Raw genomic sequence first — 17,451 nt, 5'->3', positions numbered from 1 at the left:
GGCCCCCGCCTTCACCGGTGGGGACGCTGGCCGGGAAGGAGGGGAACGAACGGGGCGATGTCGCGGGAGGCCGAAGCAAGCGACCGCGCGAAGTCGGCAAGGATCGCCGGAGGCGGTTGCGAGCCGCGCTTCACTTTCTCGGCGAACTGAACCGGCGTGAGCCATGCCTCCGACGACGGGCCCGCTTCCTTCCTTCCCGACCGAGCGGTCGGGTCGTTCGTCAGGCGTACATAAGAGGAGAAGGAATCACACACGTTGAAGGGAAGGCGGGTCACGGCCCGTACGGCGTTGCCGGTGGATCCGCGCCGTCGGGCCACGATCATGGCGCCCGGGGCATCCGCAGACGCCATCAGGAAGTCCTCGCCCGCGAGGGCCTCGTCGAAGGGGCCTGGGGCATACCCCTCATCCATCGCCGTCTTCACGTGGTTCCAACTGGCGTACCCCCACGCCAGAGCGACGATCCGCCGACAATCGTCCTGCGACAGGGGGTGGCCCGCCTCTTCGAACATCCGCTTGGTCAGTGCGACCTTCCTGGCGGCGTAAAGGTGGTCTGGCGGAGTGAACACGGACAAGCCTCCTCGAAGCAGAATCACCACGGATTCATGCCTACAGCTTTCTGTCAAGGCGTTTTGCGCTCTCGGTGGACCGGCGCCGACGCGCTTTCGGTCCCCCCGGCCAGACCGATGCTGGAATGCGTCCGATGTCCGCGGCGCGATCGCTGCGGAATATCGTCGACTTGGGCGTGGCCGGAGGTCGTCAAATCCCGTCGCAGAGGTGTTCTGCAGGGCCCGAGAACACGACCTCAAGCCGAGTCATGTCCTTAGGGGATCGGCCTGAACATTCCCTTCCTTCCTTGATGTGTTATTTCCTGGACATGGGCTGCGCTGCGGCCTATCTCGACAAGGCATGGAGGACACCGCGGATGACAGACGAGGAATTTCGCGATCGAGCTGCGGACGCTGCCGCTCGATCCTTCGGCGACCAGCTCCACAAAGTTTTGAAGACGGTGTTCCTGGCCGGGGCGGAGTGGGAACGCAACGCCATCATTCGCAGGCTTGAAGGAAAGGACGGACGTCCGTCCGAGCCTGATATGGCGCGGCACGAAGCGGCGGCCCAGCCACGAACCACGGATCCCGTCGCACACGCCCCGGACGCATCCGCCGAGCCAAGGCGGCCCCGGACGGTGCTGCGCCGTGCCGGCACGAAGCGGTCCAGCACGGCGGACGACGCTCTTGCGGTCATCGATCGCGCCGGTGACGCCGGAATCACCACCGCGGAAATCCTGGTGAAGCTCCGCGGGGACGCCCCTCATGGTGGACAGAGGGACAACACGGTCTCGAAAGCACTCAGACGGCTACGGCGAGACAAGATGGTCCGCTTCGACGGTTCGCTTTACCGGCGGGCTATCGACTGATCTTCCGGAGTCCGACAATCTTCAAGTGGATTTGGTCATGGTCAGATCATCGGTCGATAATCTTCCCGCCGGACGCAGGATCTTGGCCCTCGTCGAAGAACTTTCGGACGTCACCGGGGTGATCCAGAAACACCGTGGTGTGGAAGTGCGCCGGATCGGTCCAGAGATGGTTCTGAAGAGCCGGCGTTACAGGCATGGCATCGACCGCCACCGGCTGTGGTGGAATGGTAATCTTGTCCTGGACGGGGATGCTGGAGATGACCATATCCGAGTCCGGACCTATGTGCCGGGAGACTGGGTCACGCAGGTCACCTGCCTGGTACTGTCCTGGAAGCACGGTCTGGCCGCACCCGGACAACGGGTGGGGAACGACCGACGCATCGGGCGGCCGGTGTACGGCAGACATGTCCCGATCCACCGAACGGGACGCTCGGTTCGCCGTTTTGCAGCTCTGCGCCTCGCGGCCACCATCGTCGCTCACGGCGAGGGAATGCCGACCGATCCCTCGATCCGTTTCCGCACGCTCGGTGGTTTCGTCGTCGCCGTCTGCATCGTCGGTCCCGTGGCGCTCATGAGCTTCCATACCGAGGACGGCACGTTGGCGCTGACCGTCTCGCTCGATCGCGCCTGGCCGCACAAGGTCGTCGAGATGGACGGTCACGCGGCGTTGCACATCCTGGGACGGCTTTCGGCATGGACCACCACGGATCAGCGGGACGAGGTCATTTTCCGGGCCTTCTGCGAGCGGGCGAGCTGAAGAAGCAAACCCTTCAGGTCGAAATCGGACGCCGGGCTCCCACACCCAGAATTTTTCCTGTTCTCGCGACCGACCTTCAGGTCGCCGATACCCTTCAACCACGGGATTTTACCATGCGTCTGCCGATCCGCATATCGACCTCGCCGCCGAGCTTTTCCCCGACGGCCGACGATGACATGTCCTTCTATTGCGACCTCCGGGAGATCGCGGATCGGGCTTCCTACGCGATGCCCGATAGCTTGCCCGCGGAGATCGCGGAGGCTATATCGCGGCCACTGACCGTCGCCTATTCGGTTCTGGTAAGCGAGGACAGGGAAATCGGGCTGCTCTTCTGCCATGAGGACGAGGAGGAGGGCCTGATGTATTGCGCCTTCGATCCGTTCGGGACCATCACGCGTGAACCGGCGGCCAACGAGGCACTATGGACCATCGCGAACACCACTCGCGACCTGCCCCCCGGACACCGTCTCTCCAGGGTCGCCGGCTAGTTCCTCGATTCGACGGAGGTCGGTCGGATCGCCATCTCAGGGGGGAGGGACGCGGGTATATTGCACGTCGGACAGGAACCCGCCCTCACCGCGTCGAGCACCTCCGATCACGTAGACGTAATCGTTGTAGCGAACCGTGGCGTGGCCCCAGCGGGCCGTCGCGAAAAGATGGCTGTCGAGACCGACGCCTCCCGGTCGGCCGTCTTTCCCGAGGGATACGGTCTGCACCGTGTTCAAGTAATTGCCTTGGCCCGCGTTACCGCCGAGCACAAACGCGGTGATCGGACCCGTGGCGCCCATGACGACCACCGAATGGCCATAGACAGGCAGCGGCAAGGGGCGCGGCGAGGTCGCCCACGGGCCTGGACAACCATCCTCGCCGAGAGGGCTCGTCTGGATATCCCCGAAGACGTCGTCGAGGAGGTCGCCCCAGCCGCCGAGCACGATCAGGACATTGCCCTGCACCGCGGTGCCGGGCGCGGATCGACCGCCCTTCATATGGAAGGGGCAGACGCGCCAGGGCCCGACGGACCCGTCGCCGGAAACCGTCGCGACCTCCACCTCGTCGAAATGGACCGTGTCGGATCCGACTTGGTTGACCCCTCCTATCGCGAGCAGGTGCGCCTGGCCCGAGGGAGCTTTCCACATCTGCAGGCTGAGATTGGACCTGGGGATGTTGAGACGATTGGGGCTCGGGACCCAGGGACCGAGCTTCCCGTCTTCTCGAAGCGCGGCGACGTTCGTATCGCCCAGCGTCCCGGTCGCGGAGTATCCGCCCACGAGGTAGACGCGACCGTCGAAGGCAATCAGGCCGTGGCCGGAGCGTGCGACCGGGATGCGACCGGCGTCGCGCCATCCCGATCCGAGCACCGAACCGTCGTTGCCCAACTCAGCGACCTGCACATCGTCGAGCAAGGTCGGCACGTTCCCCGTGACGAATAAGCCGCCCAGCACGTAGAGGCGATTCCCGGACACGAACGCAGCATGCGAGGTGCGTGGTCCCTCGATCGGAACGGTTGCCGTCCAATCGGCAAGGGTAAGGACCGATTGCTGGCCGTGGACGGACGTCACGACCAGCGACAGGACGGCGCCGGCGGCCAAGGCGGTCAGGCGAAGTACGGACGGCATGCGCGGACCCGTGAAGCGAGCCTTCGGTCGTGGCCGAGGCCATGCATCGGCAGAACAGAGCACGAGGGCAAGCCGAAGCACAACACTTCGCTACCGACGCGCGGTATTCCGCGACCGGGAACTCGCATGCTCGGTCATCAATTTCGATGCGGGATCCAGACAAGGCGCCAATATCGTGGCGTTACCAGCTCGGTGAGCCGATGCGATGAACCGTGGGCGTCGCGGGACGAACCTGTCGGGTCCCGCGCGAAGACCGCGAACGTCCAAGGCACGGTCCCGCCGGCACATGTCCCTGCCCTTGCTCCGGGGTGCCTGAAAACACGCGTTCGGCTTGGCGTGCTTCGGTAGCGTCGCACCCAATGGAATGGTCGCCCTTCCCCACGGCGAGAAACGTCCGCGACGCATTGCCGGCTTCTCGGGCGAACACGCGAGGCCGGGCATCGCTTCGGAGCGATTTCGCATCGGGCCGCGGCGGGAGCTGGTCACGCCCAGGGGGTCAAAGGGGCATCCCGATCAGCGCACGGGAGCGAAGCTCGGACAGGCGGGCCTTCGAAAGACGCACGAGGCGTCGCATCTCGTCCAACCAGCCAAGGTCCCTGGAAGCCTTGTCGTTGAGGCAGAGGGACAGACCGTTTTCGAGTGCAAGCTCGATCTTCCTATAAAGATCCGATGCGTGCATCGCCGCCAACGCGGTCCCCATCCGCATGGGGCGCCGCACCATCAAGGCGAACTCGACGTACCTGATGTCACGATCGTGCAGGTAGAAGATCACCTGCCCGTGCCGGAAGCGGGGTCGCTCGAAGATCGGGAGCGGACGCAGGTCCACGACCGCCTTCACGCCGTTCATCGTCAGGATACGGAGAAGCGGTTCCTCGGTGAGTTCCTTGATGTCTACGAACGCCACCTTGCCGCGGCCCTTGGGAGACCGCCGATCGGCGTCAAGCATCGCCTACGTATGCGACCGGACTCTCCGTCACGTCCGCCTCGCTTCCGAAGATGGACAGGCTCAAATCGGTTCGAGGCAGGATGCGGGGTGAACCGTCGATCCACCTTGGGCTCTCCGGGGCGCGGCGCTGCGTCGGGTTAGGAAGCTATCGCGTACGCCGAAGCTCCGGAAGGCGCGGGCCGCACCATCGCGATGTTGCGCGCCGACCCCCCCCCCCGAAGCTGCCCCGCAAGGAACGATCGATCCGACCATCACCGAGCGATGTCGCCAAGGCTGGCCGCCATCGTCGCCCTCGTCTCGGAAAACGGCTCGCGCCGCGATAGCGCCACTCAAAACAGCCTTTCCGCCCTCTGACGGCGCGAAGGCCGTCCGAGTGCCGTCCGACGAGCCGTTCTCAGAACGACCTAGGCCGCTGTTACGTAGGGGAAATCCACGATCGGCCCAGGTGAGACCTGCCACTTAGAAGGCGGCTGCTCTATCCAGCTGAGCTACGGAGTCAGGGGTGCCGACGACGGTATGAGCCATGGGTCCATCCTGCGGTCAACCCTGGGCGTCACCGGTTCGCAGGTCGCGCCGGGGCGAACGCGCCGTGCTGCGCCGCGGTCGTGTCGCGTCTTGCGCTCGACGCGAGCCCCGATGGTTTGCGTCAGACGCCGCGCGCGGCTTCGACCTTGGCCAGCTCGACGGCGGCGCGCAGCTCGATGTCGGCGATCAGGCCGTCGAGGCGGGGATCGCCGCAGGTCTCGGCGCGCTCGGAGAGGCGCCCGGCGATGACCAGCAGCTCGTGGGTGGCGACGCGGCCGGACAGGAGGGAGGCCTTCAGCCGGTCGAGCCCGTCGAGCAGGTCGTGACCGCGCCGCGCCGAACGGCGGCGGCGCTCGTGCGGGGTGTCCGGCTCGCCCTGCAGCATCAGCATCGCATCGAGGCCGGCGAGCGTGGTCGTCGCGCCCGTGCCGGCGGTGCGCTGGGCACCCGGCCCGGAGCCGACTTGGAAGCTCGGGCCGGACTCGGCCCTGCGCGTGCCTCCGACGGAGGTCGTCCCGAGAGGTCCCGGACGATTCTCGACACGCATCGCTTCGATCGCTCCCGACGGGCCGGAGGGGCCCGTGCCGAGTGTCGGTTCGACACGGTTAACGAGCGGTAAAAGCCCCGGCAGAAGCTGCCGGGTCGGCAGGGAACGCGCGGCTCACGATCGGTCCCAAAGGCGCCGCGTCCGAAGAGAGGCCAGCGTTTTCAGCGGGTTGCGCTTTTCGGCCGCCTGGCACGGCGCTGGCAGGAGAGTGCGGGTCCGCAACCCCGAAAAGCCCGGCATGCCCCAGCGCCACGCCCAGATCCGCGATCTCCTGCGCCTCGTCCTGGCGGCCGCCCTGCTCGTGCTCGGCGGCACGGCGGCGATGGCGCTGTCGCGGGTGAAGGACCTCGCGCAGATTGAGGGGGTCCGCGCCAACCAGCTCGTCGGCTACGGCATCGTCGTCGGCCTCAACGGCACCGGCGACACCCTGAACAACATCCCCTTCACCAAGCAGTCGCTGCAGGCGATGCTGGAGCGCCTCGGCGTCAACACCCGCGGCGCGACGATGCGCACGCAGAACCTCGCCGCGGTGATGGTGACGGCGAGCCTGCCGCCCTTCGCGGCGCAGGGCACCCGCATCGACGTCACCGTCTCGTCGCTCGGCGACGCGAAGTCGCTCCAGGGCGGCACCCTGCTGGTGACGCCGCTGCTCGGCGCCGACGGCGAGGTCTACGCGCTGGCGCAGGGCTCCGTCGCCATCGCCGGCTTCTCGGCGGAGGGCGATGCCGCCAAGATCACCCGCGGCGTGCCCACCAACGGGCGCATCGCCAACGGCGCCAACATCGAGCGCGAGATCGCGTTCAAGCTCACCGACGCTCGCTCGCTGCGGCTGTCGCTGCGCAACCCCGACTTCACCACCTCGAAGCGGATCGCCGCCGCGATCAACGACTTCATGGGCTCCGACACCGCCGAGCCGACCGACCCGGCCACGGTCACGATCCAGATTCCGGCCAAGTACAACGGCAACATGATCCGCCTGATCACCGAGATCGAGCAGCTCAAGGTCGAGCCGGACCAGACCGCCCGGGTGGTGGTCGACGAGCGCTCGGGGATCATCGTGATGGGCCGCGACGTGCGCGTCTCCACGGTGGCGATCGCCCAGGGCAACCTCACCGTCACGATCACCGAGCAGCCGCAGGTCAGCCAGCCGGCCCCGCTCTCGAACGGGCGCACCACGGTGGTGCCGCGCACCGGCGTGAAGGTCGACACCGGCGACGGCAACAAGCTCGCCCTGGTCAAGGAGGGCGTGACCCTGCGCGACCTCGTCGACGGCCTCAACGCCCTCGGTGTCGGCCCGCGCGACCTGATCTCGATCCTGCAGGCGATCAAGGCCGCGGGCGCGCTGCAGGCCGACATCGAGCTCATGTGATGCCCCCCTCCCCCAAGCTCCGGAGACACTAGACGATGCTACCGCTCGCAACCTTCGCGGTCTCCGCCGCCATCGGCGTCGGCAAGGCCATCACCGGCGCCGTGGCCGACACGACCTCGAAGACCGCTCAGGCCTCGACGGAGGCCGCCACGAAGAAGGCGCGCAAGACCGCGAACGACTTCGAGTCGATGTTCCTGGAATCGTCCCTCGACCGGCTGACCCAGTCGGAGGGGACCGACGGGCCCCTCGGCGAGAACGGCACCGGCGGCGGCGTCTACCGCTCGATGCTGACCAAGGAATATGCCGGCCAGATCATGAAGAGCGGCGGCGTCGGCATCGCCAACCAGGTGTTTTCCGAGATGATGAAGATGCAGGGCGGCGCCGGTGCCGGCGCGGGGGCGGCCCATGCCGCTTAATCCCGCCTTCCGCGTCTCCGACCGTGCCGGTGCCGACGCCCTCGTCGCCGAGGTGATGTCCACCATGCAGGCGCTGGAATCCGTGCTCGCCGCCGAGACCGGCCATGTCCGCGTCGGCCGCCTGCGCGAGGGTCTGGCCGAGGCGGAGGCCAAGGCGGCCCTGGCCGGCGCCTACCTTCAGGGGCTCGAGGTGGCCAAGGCCAACGCGGTCGCGCTGGCGCGCTTCGCGCCGGCGGGCGTCGAATTGCTGAAGGGCGCCCATCGTCGCTTCGCGCAGGCCGTCGAGGCCAACCAGGCGGTGCTCGGCACGGCGCGGACGGTCTCCGAGGGGCTGATCAAGTCGCTCGCCGCCGACCTCGGCCGCGCCAACACCCCGAGCGTCTACGGCCAGCCGTCGCGGGCGCCCTCCCCCTACGGCCGCGGCAACGCCAGCGGGCCGCTCTCGTTCTCACGCACGCTGTAGATCTCTCACGGCCGTCCGTTGCCGATCCGGACGAAGGTGCGGACCGGCCCGAGATCGGATTCGGTGCGGGTGTCGATCGCGAAGCGCCCCGCCGCCATCGGGGCGACGGCGACCTCGCGGCCGGCGCTCAGGTCGGCGCCGGCGCGGACGCGGCCCGACAGGCGCATGCAGGTCGCGCTGCCCGGTGCGCGCACGAAACCGCTGCCGTATCCCGGGCACGGCTGAGACGTCGCCTTGGGCGGCGCCTTCTCCCATTCGCGGGCCTCGCACGGCGACAGCCCGATCGCGGCGATCAGGATGACGCCGGCGATGCGATGCGATCGCCCGACGACGCCCTGCCCCGCCGCCGGCCTTCCCTGTTCACGCATCGCGGCCCCTGGGCGGTTCGATCGGCCCGCACGTCCCCCTGCCCGGCGCGTCGGGCCATGCGGGGGCGTGCGCGATCCGATGGCGGGCGGGTGCCCGCGCCATGCCGAAGCAGGATAGCCCGCCGGATCGACGACGATCAATCAGTCCCGCTGCGCCGGCGTCAGCTCATGTAGTTCACCAGCGACAGCTTCGAGAGCGACGAGGTGATCTGGTAGCTCGCCTGGAGCCGGTTCTGCATCTCCAGCAGCTTGGAGGCGACCTCCTCGATCGGCGCGCTCTCGACGCCGTCGACGGTGTTCTGCAGCGTCAGCCGCGTCGCCGCGTTCTGGGATTTCGCCGAGGTCAGGGTGCTGGCGGCCAGGCCGAAATCGACGGCGATCGATTCGAGGCTCGGATCGTCCGAGGCCTTGCCCAGGAGGGTGGAGGTCCGGCTCGTCAGGGCCGCGTACCGGCCTGTGACGGTGCTGCCGCTCGGATCGGCCATGCCGTCGACGGCGAGCGCGGCGAAGCCCGCGAGCGCCTTCTGGATCGGCACCTCGTTGGCGCGCGCGCCGACCGGGACGTCGAGATTGGCGCCGGCACGGACCGAGGCGGTGGCGCGCGGATCGGTGCTCGCGGCGTCGCCCTGGTACCAGATCACGGTGTCGGTCGAGGCGGCGTCCTTGTAGGTCGGCGTCGCGCCGGACGTATCGATGCGCTTCGGCGTCTGGCCGGAGGCGGTCGAGGCGGAGAAGAAGTCCTCCGCGGCGCGGGTGGTCGAGCTGGCCGAGAGCGGGCCGGCGGCGGCCGCCCCCAAAGCGGTGGTCAGCGCCGCCTTCATGTTGGCCGCGGTGGTTGCCGCGTCCGCGCCGATGGCGAAGGTGCCGGTCGTGGCCGTGGTGCCGCTCGCCGCCGCGGTGAGCGTCACGCTGGTCTTGGTGCCGTCGTGCAGCGCCAGCTCGATCGTGATGCTGTCGCCGACCTTGGGCTGGCCCGACAGGCCGATGTCGTAGGCCGCATAGGCGCCGCCGCCGAAGGTCGCGTTCAGGACCGGCGTGTTGCCGCTCTGGACGCTGGCGACGGTGCCGCCCTGCGTTGCGGCGAAAGCGTTCAGCCCGGCGGCGGCGGTCGCAGGCGATCCGAACAGGCCGAACGCGGTGGTCGAACCCGCCGGGACGGATGCGGACGCCGTGAGGTCGAAGGATTTCTGGCTGCCGTCGGCGAGATTGACCGTGACGCGGAAGCTCTCTCCGGCGACCGGCGCATGATCGAGCCCGGTCACCGTCGCGGGCGTGGCGGTGTTCGTCGCGGCGGCCGTGATCGCGCCGGTGGCGGTCGCCGAAACGAGGCGGAACCCGAAATTCGCGCGCGTCTCGCCGGTGGTGTCGGCTTGGTCCTCGGACAGCTGGAACGTGTTGCCGGCGCCGGTCGCGCCGAGCTGGAGCCGGCCGAGGCCGTCGGCTCCCAGGTCGGCCGCCTTCTGTTGCGCGACCAGGGTCGCGAGCCCGTCCTGCTTCGGCGTCGTCGTGCTGTCGCCGTTGAGGATGATGTCGGTCGACTTCACCGGCCCGGTGTCGGTGGTCCGGCCGCCGAACAGGTACTGCCCGGCCGAGCTCTGGCTCAGGGCGTCGATGGCGCCGTCGAGGTCGGCCCGGCCGAGCTGGGCGGTGACAGTGGTCCCGACGCCCTGTGGGTTCGTGGCGATGCCGCGGCGCAGGTCGCTCGTCAGCGTCGTGATCTGCTGCAGGCTGGTGGAGGCCAGCTGGACCCGCGTCTGCGCGGCGTCGATCCCGGCATCGTAGCCGTCGAGTGCGCTCAGCGTGGCGCGCGCCGTGAGGCTGCTGCTCCGCCCGGCGCCGAGGCCGCCATAGGTCTCCGCCGTGCGGCCGGTGGAGAGCTGCGTCGTCAGGGCGTCGAGCTGGCTCTTCATCGCGAGGAGCTGCGAGGTCGACCGCGTCGTCAGGTAGCTGCCGGCGGCGAAGGGGCTGATCGTCGTCATGGGCTGTCCCTCAGATCCGCAGGAGGGTGTCGAGCATGTCGCGGGCGGCGGTGAGCACCCGGGCGTTCGCGGAATAGGCGGTCTGCAGGGCGATGAGGTTCGACATCTCCTCGTCCACGCTGACGCCGGCCGACTTCGCGAACCGGCCCTGAGCGGTCGAGAGCGCGACGCTCTGGCCCGAATCGAGGCTGGATGCGTTGGCCGCCGCCGCTCCCTGCGCGGCGATGATGTCCTGCGCGAAGCTCGTCACGCTGGTCGCATAGGGCGCGGCGACGCCGCCGATCCCGCTCGACGACGAGAAGGTCTGCTGCGCGGTGGTCAGCGCGTCGTAGGCGAATTGCGCCCGCGTGGCGCTCGACCCGGTGTTCGCCGGTCCCGGCGCCGTCAGCGCCGCGGTGTTGGCGCCGAGGGCCGGGTTGACGGTGATGCGCTGCGCGAAGCCGGTGAGCTGCGAGCCGGCATCGAACGACCCGGTGAATAGGCCCTTGCCCGATCCGTCGACGAACAGCGCGATCTGCGGGTAGGCGGTGGAGAAGTCGGTCGCGCTCGTCGGCGCGGTCTTCGTCGCCGTGGCGGCCACCACGCTGAGGCCGCCGCTGCCCGACACCGTGACCGTCGCGCCGCTGGCGGTCGCGGACAGCGCCGAGCCATAGCCGCCGCCGAGCTTGCCCAGCGCAAGCTGGACGCCGGTGAGGCCTTTTGTGATGTCGAAGGTCTGCGCTTGCGCAGTCCCGTCGTCGGTCAGGCTCGGGTCGACCGACGTCGAGTCGCCCTTCGACGCGATCAGGATGACGTTGCGCATCGACCCGTTCGCGGCCTTCACCGTGAGGGTCAGCGTGTTGCCGGGCTGCATCCCGGTGAGGTCGATCGCCGTGCCCGCCCCGCTGGCGGTGCCGGTCGTGCTGGTGTCGGTGAGCGCGCTCGCCATCCCGGCGGCGAGGTCGTCGAGCTGGCGCTGCACCTGCGGCAGCGTCGTGTCGCGCAGCTCGAGGTTGGCGGCGATCGATCCGGAGCGCAGCACGCCCGGCTCGCCGAGGTCGATCTTGCCGCCGCCGGGCGTCGTCGCCGTGATGGTGCCGACGCTGCGCTTCGATGGATCGGTCGAATAGGCCGAGTTGGGCCCGAGGGTGGTGCGGCCGTCGAAGCTGAGCGTCGCTGCCGTGCCGCCGGCGACGAGGTTCACGCCGGAGCTGGTCGAGATCGAGACGGTGCCGTCGCGCTGGTCGGCGGTCTGGATGTCCAGGTAGCCGGACAGCTCGGTGATTTTCTGGTCGCGCTGGTCCTGCAGGTCGGCCAGGGTGGAATCGTCAGTGGTCGATTGGATCTTCACGTTGAGGGCGGCGATGCCGCTCAGCAGCGTGCTGGCGCTGGCGGTCTGGGTGCCGAGGCTCGCCTCGATGCCGCTGCGCAGGGCCTGGACGCTCGTCGCGATGCCGTTGATGCTGCCAGCGAGGCCCGAGGCGGCGTTGAGCACCGTCGTGCGGGCGGCGGCCGAGGTCGGGTTCGCGGCCAAGGTCTGAAGCGAGCCGGTGAAGGTGTTGACCAAACCGTCGAGCGCGGTCGCGCTGCCCGGCGTGCCGAACAGCGTGTCGACCTGCCCCGCGATGTCGGCCCTGGTGCTGGTATAGGCGGAGCCAGCGGTCTCGAGGCGGAGCTGCTTCAGGGCGGCGGCGTCGAAGCTGCGCGTGATCGTCCCGGTCGATACGCCGGAATTGCCGACGCCGGACGAGACCGTGGTGATCGTCCGCTTGACGTAGCCGGCGGTGCTCGCGTTGGCGACGTTCTGCGAGACCAGACCGATGGCGGTCTGCGTCGCCTTGAGGCCGGCGGTGGCCGTCTGGAGGGCGTTCAGAGCCATGGCGCCGGAGGTCCTCTCTCACTGCCGCGTGCGGATGACATGACCTCAGCGGATGATGTTGAGCAGGTCCGACATCATCGTCTGCGCGGTCGACATCACCTTCGTGTTGGCCGAGTACGCCTGTTGGGTAACGATCATCTTTGAAAATTCGCTTGCAATGTCCGTGTTCGACGATTCGACGCTGGCGCCCACGATCGTGGACCCGTCGAGGCCGGCCAGCGGCACGCCCGAATCGAGCGTCTGCGCGTAGGTCCCGTTCGACAGCGGCTTGAGCCCGTCCGGATTGATGAAGCGCGCGATGCCGACCGAGGCGAGCTTCACCGAGGAGCCGTTCGAGAAGGCGCCCATGATGCTGCCGTCGGTCCCGACCGAGACGGAGTTCAGGGTTCCGGCTGCGTAGCCGTCCTGCGTCAGGGCGTTCGTGGTCACCGCGCCGGACGCGGCGGCGTACTGGGTCAGCGTGGTCTTGTCGAAGGCGATGTTGATGCTGCCGAGATTAGTCCCGTTCACCGTCATGTCGGTGATCGTCGCGTCGCCGCCGGAGGGCTGGATCAGCTGTCCGCTGCTGTCGAAGGTGAAGCCGCTGCCCGCGTTGGTCCAGGCGCTCTTGGTTTGGTCGGCCGAGCTGTCGGCGGCGTAGAACAGATTCCAGATCGCCGGCTGGGCCGCGGTCGCCGGCGTCGTGGTCGCATCCGCGAGTTTGGCGTCCTGGATCTTCGCCCAGCGGGTGGTGACCTGAACCGGTGCGCCGGTCGTGGTGTAGGCGGTCAGCGACGGGCCGGCGATGCTGCTGTTGACGAACGCGGGAGCGTTTCCGGCGCTGACCTGCTTGTTCGCCGTGGCGGTGCCGTCGGTCGCGGTGACGAGCGCGCTGGTGTCCGGGAGCCCGTTGGCGTCCTCCGGCGTGTAGAGCGCGGATCCACCGGCCTTGGACGCGTTGGTCGTGGCCGGCGTCGCCGGCAGGTTCGCGCCGTAGGTGATCGTGGTGGTCGGCTTCGCCGCCAGCGTCTGGTTGGCGATCTTGATCGGGCCGGAACTCGAGACCTGACCCGTCACCGCATCGTAGTTCTGGCCCTGCAGGTAGCTCCCGGCGCCGTTGACGAGGAAGCCGTCCTTGTCCGGGGCGAAGTCGCCGCGCCGGGTATAGACCGGCGTGCCGGAGAAGGCGGCCTGCCCGTTGGCGTCCCCGGTCTTGGCCTGGACGGTGAAGAACCCGTCGCCGTTGACCGCCATGTTGGTCGCGACGGTCGACGAGGCGATGTTGCCCTGGAGGCTGTTGGTCAGCTGCGACTGGGCCAGCACCGTGCCGGCGACCTCATGCTTCGGCGTCTGCTCAGCGAGCAGGTCGACGAAGCTCGTGTCGATGCGCTTGTACCCGGTGGTCTGCGAGTTCGCGATGTTCCCGGAGATGTTGTCGATGGCGTAGGACTGGGCCTTCAGGCCCGAGACCGCCGTCTGCAACGCGGTGAAGATGTCCATGGCGCGCCGTCTTTCCCGGGTCGGCGACGCGCATGTGGCGGTCGCCTGATCGGGGATCGGCGCGCAACCGCCGTGCCAGGGCCAAGCCCTTGATATCGTTGAGCCGCCGTCGCCGAACCCGGCAGAAACCCACCGTTCCGGTCCGCCGACCCGGCAGCTTCTGCCGGCTGCGGCAGCGTTTACCGGCCCTTATCGTTGGCGCGGTAGAACCCGACGTCGTCCGCGGGACTCGGGACCCACATGCGTGCCAAGCGAACGAGCCTCGTCCACCTGATCTACTTCTCGCGCCTGACCCTGTCGTCGGACGTGCAGGTCCGCACCGGCCAGGTCGGCGAGATCACCCGGCACGCGCAGAAAAAGAACGAGTTCTCGGTGATCACCAGCTTCCTGCTGGTGGAGCAGAACTTCGCCGCGCAGGTGATCGAGGGCGAGCGCACCTCGGTGCACGAGACCTTCAACCGCATCTTCGCCGACGACCGCCACCGCGACGTGCAGATCTGCGAATGGCGCGAGATCACCAAGCGCGAGTTCGTCAATTCCTGCCGCAGCAGCATCCGCTCGTCGACGACCGACCCGCACTTCGCCAAGGCGAACCTGCTGCCGATGTTCCAGCGCGGCACGCCCAAGGCGAGCTCGATCCACGCGCTGGCGCTCGCGCTTCAAGCCGAGGAGATGTCCAAGCAGGGCATCGACCACCTCTTCATCTAAGGCGGGTCATTTCATTCCGGTGCAATCTCCGGGATGGAAGAGAGCAGTTTTTTCATCCCTTTCACCCAATCTCGCGATCGGACCTTGAACCCACGGCCCGCTCCATGCCGCAGACGATGTCATGACCGAGACGCCACCGATCCTCATCATTGACGACCAGGAAAAGCTCCTCCGCCTCATCGTGATGCTGATGAATCGCATCGGCTTCCCGGATGTCGAGGGCGTGACCGACGGCGTCGTGGCGCTGGAGCGGCTGCGCGAGCGGAAATACGCCCTCGTCATCTCCGACCTCGACATGGAGCCGATGGACGGCATCAGCCTGCTGCGCGAGATCCGCGCCGACGACGCGCTGATGAACACACCCTTCATCCTGACCGAGACGTCGTTCAACTTCGAGGACATCAACGTCGCCCACCAGGCCGGGGCCGACGCCTTCATCCTCAAGCCGTTCGACATGGCGGTGCTGAAGACCAAGCTGAAGCAGGTCCTCAACCGCAAGCCGCGCAAGCGCGAGGCGCCGATGGCCTCGGAATCGACGCTCAGCGTCGATTTCCCGATGCTGGGCAAGTACTGATCCCGCGCCGGCGGCCGATCCGCGCCGGCGCTCAGGCCTGGCGCTTCTGGTAGTCCTTGATGTCGGTGAAGCGCACCGCCGGGTAGCGCTCCTCCTCGTAGCGCAGCGAGAAGGCGGTGGTCGCCATGAACACCGGGGCGCCGTCGAGGTCCTTCGCCATGGCCGAGCCGTGCGAATCGATGAACTTGTCGAGCTCGGCCTCCGAATCCGACGCGACCCAGCGGCAGACCGAGAAGCGCGTCGCGTCGTAGTCGATCGGCAGGCCGTACTCGCCCTGGAGCCGCTCCTTCAGCACGTCGAGCTGCAGCGCGCCGACCACGCCGACGATCGCGCCCGAGCCGTCCTGCGGCACGAAGACCTGGACGACGCCCTCCTCGCCCATCTGCTGCAACGCCTCGCGCAGCTTCTTCGCCTTCATCGCGTCGGTGAGCTTGATCCGGCGCAGCAATTCGGGGGCGAAGCTCGGCACGCCGCGGAAGACGATGTCCTCGCCCTCGGTCAGCGTGTCGCCGATGCGCAACGTGCCGTGGTTCGGGATGCCGACCACATCGCCGGCGAAGGCCTCGTCGGCGATGGCGCGGTCCTGCGCGAAGAAGAATTGCGGGGCCGAGAGCGACATCGGCTTGCCGGTGCGCACGAGCTTCGCCTTCATCCCGCGCCGGAGTTGGCCGGAGCAGACCCGCATGAAGGCGATGCGGTCGCGGTGGTTCGGATCCATGTTCGCCTGGATCTTGAAGACGAAGCCGGTCATCTTCGGCTCGGTCGGGGCGACGGTACGCTTGTCGCAATCCTGCCCGCGCGGCGGCGGCGCGAAGCGGGCGAGCCCGTCGATGAGGTCGCGCACGCCGAAATTGCGCAGGGCCGAGCCGAAGAAGACGGGCGAGAGATGGCCCTCGCGGAACGCCTCGAGATCGAAGGCCTTCAGCCCGCCCTCGGCGAGCTCGACCTCCTCGCGCCAGGCATCGGCCTCGCCGTTCTCGGTGAGCAGCCGGTCGAACAGCGGATCGGCGAAGCCGGCGACCGCTTCCGTCCCGGCGTCGTCGGCCGCGTCGAAGCGGCGGACCCGGTTGCCGCCGAGCTCGTAGGTGCCGGCGAAGTTGCGGCCGCGGCCGATCGGCCAGGTGATCGGCGCGACGTCGAGCGCCAGCGTCTTCTCGATCTCGTCGAGCAGCTCGAAGGGCTCGCGCGCCTCGCGGTCGAGCTTGTTCACGAAGGTGACGATCGGGATGTCCCGCAGCCGGCACACCTCGAACAGTTTTCGCGTCCGCGCCTCGATGCCTTTTGCGGCGTCGATGACCATCACCGCGGAATCGACCGCCGTGAGGGTGCGATAGGTGTCCTCGGAAAAATCCTCGTGGCCCGGCGTGTCGAGCAAGTTGAAGACGCAGTCGCCGTACTCGAAGGTCATCACCGAGGTGACGACCGAGATGCCGCGCTCCTTCTCGATGCCCATCCAGTCCGAGCGGGTCGAGACGCGGTTGCGCTTGGCCTTGACCTCGCCCGCGAGCTGGATCGCGCCGCCGAACAGCAGCAGCTTCTCCGTCAGCGTGGTCTTGCCGGCATCCGGGTGCGAGATGATCGCGAAGGTGCGCCGCCGCGCCACCGGATCGGCGGGCGGCCTCGCCTCGGTCTTGGTCTGCGGCTGCATCAGCATCGTCAAAACGGCTCTCGGACCCGCATCCGGGGTCGGTGTCGTGGAGTTTCGGGCGGGCCTGCACACCCTTCGAACGGGGCGACCGACCTTTGCGCCCTCCTCTAGGCGCCCGGCCGCCGCTTGGCAAAGACGGGCGGGCGAAGCGACCGGCTCAGCCGCGGCCGATGAACGGCATCGCTGTGGCGGTCAGCGTCATGAACTGGACGTTGGCCGAAAGCGGCAACCCGGCCATGTAGAGAACGGCCTCGGCGACGTGCCGCGCATCCATCACCGGCTCCTGCCGGATCGACCCGTCGGCCTGCCGGACGCCGGCGGCGAACCCGTCGGTCATCTCGGTGGCGGCGTTGCCGATGTCGATCTGGCCGCAGGCGATGTCGTAGGGCCGCCCGTCGAGCGAGGTCGCGCGCGTCAGCCCGGTGACCGCGTGCTTGGTGGCCGCGTAGGGCGCCGAGTGCGGCCGCGGCACGTGGGCCGAGACGGAGCCGTTGTTGATGATCCGGCCGCCGCGGGGATCCTGCCGCTTCATCATCCGGAACGCGCCCTGCGTGCACAGGAACGCGCCGGTGAGGTTGGTGTCGACGCTGGCGCGCCAATCCTCGAGCGAAACCGCGTCGATGGCGGCGGCCGGCGTGAAGATGCCGGCATTGTTGAACAAGAGGTCGAGCCGGCCATGCGCCGCCGCCACGCGGGAAAACAGCCGATCCACCGAGGCCGGATCGGTGACGTCGGCCTCGACGACGAGCGCGGCGCCGATCTCGCCCGCCACCGCGTCCAGAGC

At 68.4% G+C, this 17,451-nt stretch carries 18 protein-coding genes; 8 read left to right on the top strand and 10 right to left on the bottom strand.

Going from position 1 to position 17,451, the window contains the following annotated elements; translation table 11 throughout:
• Positions 1-11 precede the first annotated feature (11 nt).
• Positions 12-566 carry a hypothetical protein gene (locus FV223_RS01605; protein WP_147725086.1) on the bottom strand — a complete coding sequence of 185 codons (555 nt, stop codon included), beginning with the start codon at positions 564-566 and terminating at the stop codon, positions 12-14.
• A gap of 356 nt (positions 567-922) precedes the next feature.
• Between FV223_RS01605 and FV223_RS01600 the strand changes: the two genes are divergently transcribed.
• The 3 genes from FV223_RS01600 to FV223_RS01590 all read left to right on the top strand — a co-directional run bounded on the left by FV223_RS01600 (position 923) and on the right by FV223_RS01590 (position 2,659).
• On the top strand, positions 923-1,414 hold the full coding sequence (locus FV223_RS01600; RefSeq protein ID WP_147725084.1) for a hypothetical protein: 492 nt from the start codon (positions 923-925) through the stop codon (positions 1,412-1,414).
• Positions 1,415-1,496: 82 nt separating this feature from the next.
• Complete coding sequence (locus FV223_RS01595) at positions 1,497-2,171, top strand: hypothetical protein (RefSeq protein WP_147725082.1); 675 nt, start codon at positions 1,497-1,499, stop codon at positions 2,169-2,171.
• 113 nt (positions 2,172-2,284) lie between these two features.
• A complete protein-coding gene (locus FV223_RS01590; protein ID WP_147725080.1) occupies positions 2,285-2,659 on the top strand; it encodes a hypothetical protein in 375 nt (124 codons plus the stop codon).
• Between the two features lie 36 nt (positions 2,660-2,695).
• Here the strand turns inward: FV223_RS01590 and FV223_RS01585 are convergent, their stop codons facing one another.
• The 3 genes from FV223_RS01585 to FV223_RS01575 all read right to left on the bottom strand — a co-directional run bounded on the left by FV223_RS01585 (position 2,696) and on the right by FV223_RS01575 (position 5,805).
• Positions 2,696-3,787 carry a hypothetical protein gene (locus tag FV223_RS01585; protein ID WP_147725079.1) on the bottom strand — a complete coding sequence of 364 codons (1,092 nt, stop codon included), beginning with the start codon at positions 3,785-3,787 and terminating at the stop codon, positions 2,696-2,698.
• Positions 3,788-4,283: 496 nt separating this feature from the next.
• Positions 4,284-4,733: a hypothetical protein gene (locus FV223_RS31435; RefSeq protein WP_246689570.1), complete on the bottom strand. Its 450-nt coding sequence runs from the start codon at positions 4,731-4,733 to the stop codon at positions 4,284-4,286.
• A gap of 646 nt (positions 4,734-5,379) precedes the next feature.
• Positions 5,380-5,805 (bottom strand): flagellar assembly protein FliX, encoded by a 426-nt coding sequence (locus FV223_RS01575; RefSeq protein WP_147725076.1) that lies wholly within the window; start codon positions 5,803-5,805, stop codon positions 5,380-5,382.
• 238 nt (positions 5,806-6,043) lie between these two features.
• Here FV223_RS01575 and FV223_RS01570 point away from each other — a divergent pair, with 238 nt between their 5' ends.
• The 3 genes from FV223_RS01570 to FV223_RS01560 are packed head-to-tail and all read left to right on the top strand — an operon-like array spanning position 6,044 to position 8,053.
• Positions 6,044-7,174, top strand: coding sequence for a flagellar basal body P-ring protein FlgI (locus FV223_RS01570; RefSeq protein WP_147725074.1), 1,131 nt, complete (start codon positions 6,044-6,046; stop codon positions 7,172-7,174).
• A gap of 35 nt (positions 7,175-7,209) precedes the next feature.
• Positions 7,210-7,590, top strand: coding sequence for a rod-binding protein (locus FV223_RS01565; RefSeq protein ID WP_147725072.1), 381 nt, complete (start codon positions 7,210-7,212; stop codon positions 7,588-7,590).
• Complete coding sequence (locus tag FV223_RS01560) at positions 7,580-8,053, top strand: hypothetical protein (protein ID WP_147725071.1); 474 nt, start codon at positions 7,580-7,582, stop codon at positions 8,051-8,053. The genes FV223_RS01565 and FV223_RS01560 overlap by 11 nt, the downstream gene beginning before the upstream one ends.
• 5 nt (positions 8,054-8,058) lie before the next feature.
• Here FV223_RS01560 and FV223_RS01555 read toward each other — a convergent pair whose 3' ends face one another.
• The 4 genes from FV223_RS01555 to FV223_RS01540 form a co-directional block, all read right to left on the bottom strand.
• Complete coding sequence (locus tag FV223_RS01555) at positions 8,059-8,421, bottom strand: porin (RefSeq protein WP_147725068.1); 363 nt, start codon at positions 8,419-8,421, stop codon at positions 8,059-8,061.
• Positions 8,422-8,582: 161 nt separating this feature from the next.
• Positions 8,583-10,400: a hypothetical protein gene (locus FV223_RS01550; RefSeq protein ID WP_147725066.1), complete on the bottom strand. Its 1,818-nt coding sequence runs from the start codon at positions 10,398-10,400 to the stop codon at positions 8,583-8,585.
• A gap of 10 nt (positions 10,401-10,410) precedes the next feature.
• Positions 10,411-12,258 carry a flagellar hook-associated protein FlgK gene (flgK, locus tag FV223_RS01545; protein WP_147725064.1) on the bottom strand — a complete coding sequence of 616 codons (1,848 nt, stop codon included), beginning with the start codon at positions 12,256-12,258 and terminating at the stop codon, positions 10,411-10,413.
• Between the two features lie 45 nt (positions 12,259-12,303).
• The gene (locus FV223_RS01540) at positions 12,304-13,737 is read right to left on the bottom strand and encodes a flagellar hook-basal body complex protein (protein WP_147725062.1); all 1,434 of its coding nucleotides are present in this window, start codon (positions 13,735-13,737) and stop codon (positions 12,304-12,306) included.
• 240 nt (positions 13,738-13,977) lie between these two features.
• Between FV223_RS01540 and FV223_RS01535 the strand changes: the two genes are divergently transcribed.
• On the top strand, positions 13,978-14,445 hold the full coding sequence (locus FV223_RS01535; protein WP_147725060.1) for a BLUF domain-containing protein: 468 nt from the start codon (positions 13,978-13,980) through the stop codon (positions 14,443-14,445).
• A 121-nt stretch (positions 14,446-14,566) separates the two neighbouring features.
• The gene (locus FV223_RS01530; RefSeq protein WP_147725058.1) at positions 14,567-15,019 is read left to right on the top strand and encodes a response regulator; all 453 of its coding nucleotides are present in this window, start codon (positions 14,567-14,569) and stop codon (positions 15,017-15,019) included.
• A 31-nt stretch (positions 15,020-15,050) separates the two neighbouring features.
• On the opposite strand, the gene FV223_RS01525 is transcribed toward FV223_RS01530, so the two are convergent.
• Both FV223_RS01525 and FV223_RS01520 read right to left on the bottom strand, forming a co-directional pair.
• Positions 15,051-16,673, bottom strand: coding sequence for a peptide chain release factor 3 (locus FV223_RS01525; RefSeq protein WP_147725055.1), 1,623 nt, complete (start codon positions 16,671-16,673; stop codon positions 15,051-15,053).
• 151 nt (positions 16,674-16,824) lie between these two features.
• A partial coding sequence (locus FV223_RS01520; protein ID WP_147725053.1) for an SDR family oxidoreductase occupies positions 16,825-17,451 on the bottom strand: 627 nt, incomplete at its 5' end.

It is taken from the genome of Methylobacterium sp. WL116, assembly GCF_008039455.1.
In the GTDB taxonomy this organism is placed as follows: domain Bacteria; phylum Pseudomonadota; class Alphaproteobacteria; order Rhizobiales; family Beijerinckiaceae; genus Methylobacterium.
This window is presented reverse-complemented; position numbering and strand designations above follow the sequence as displayed.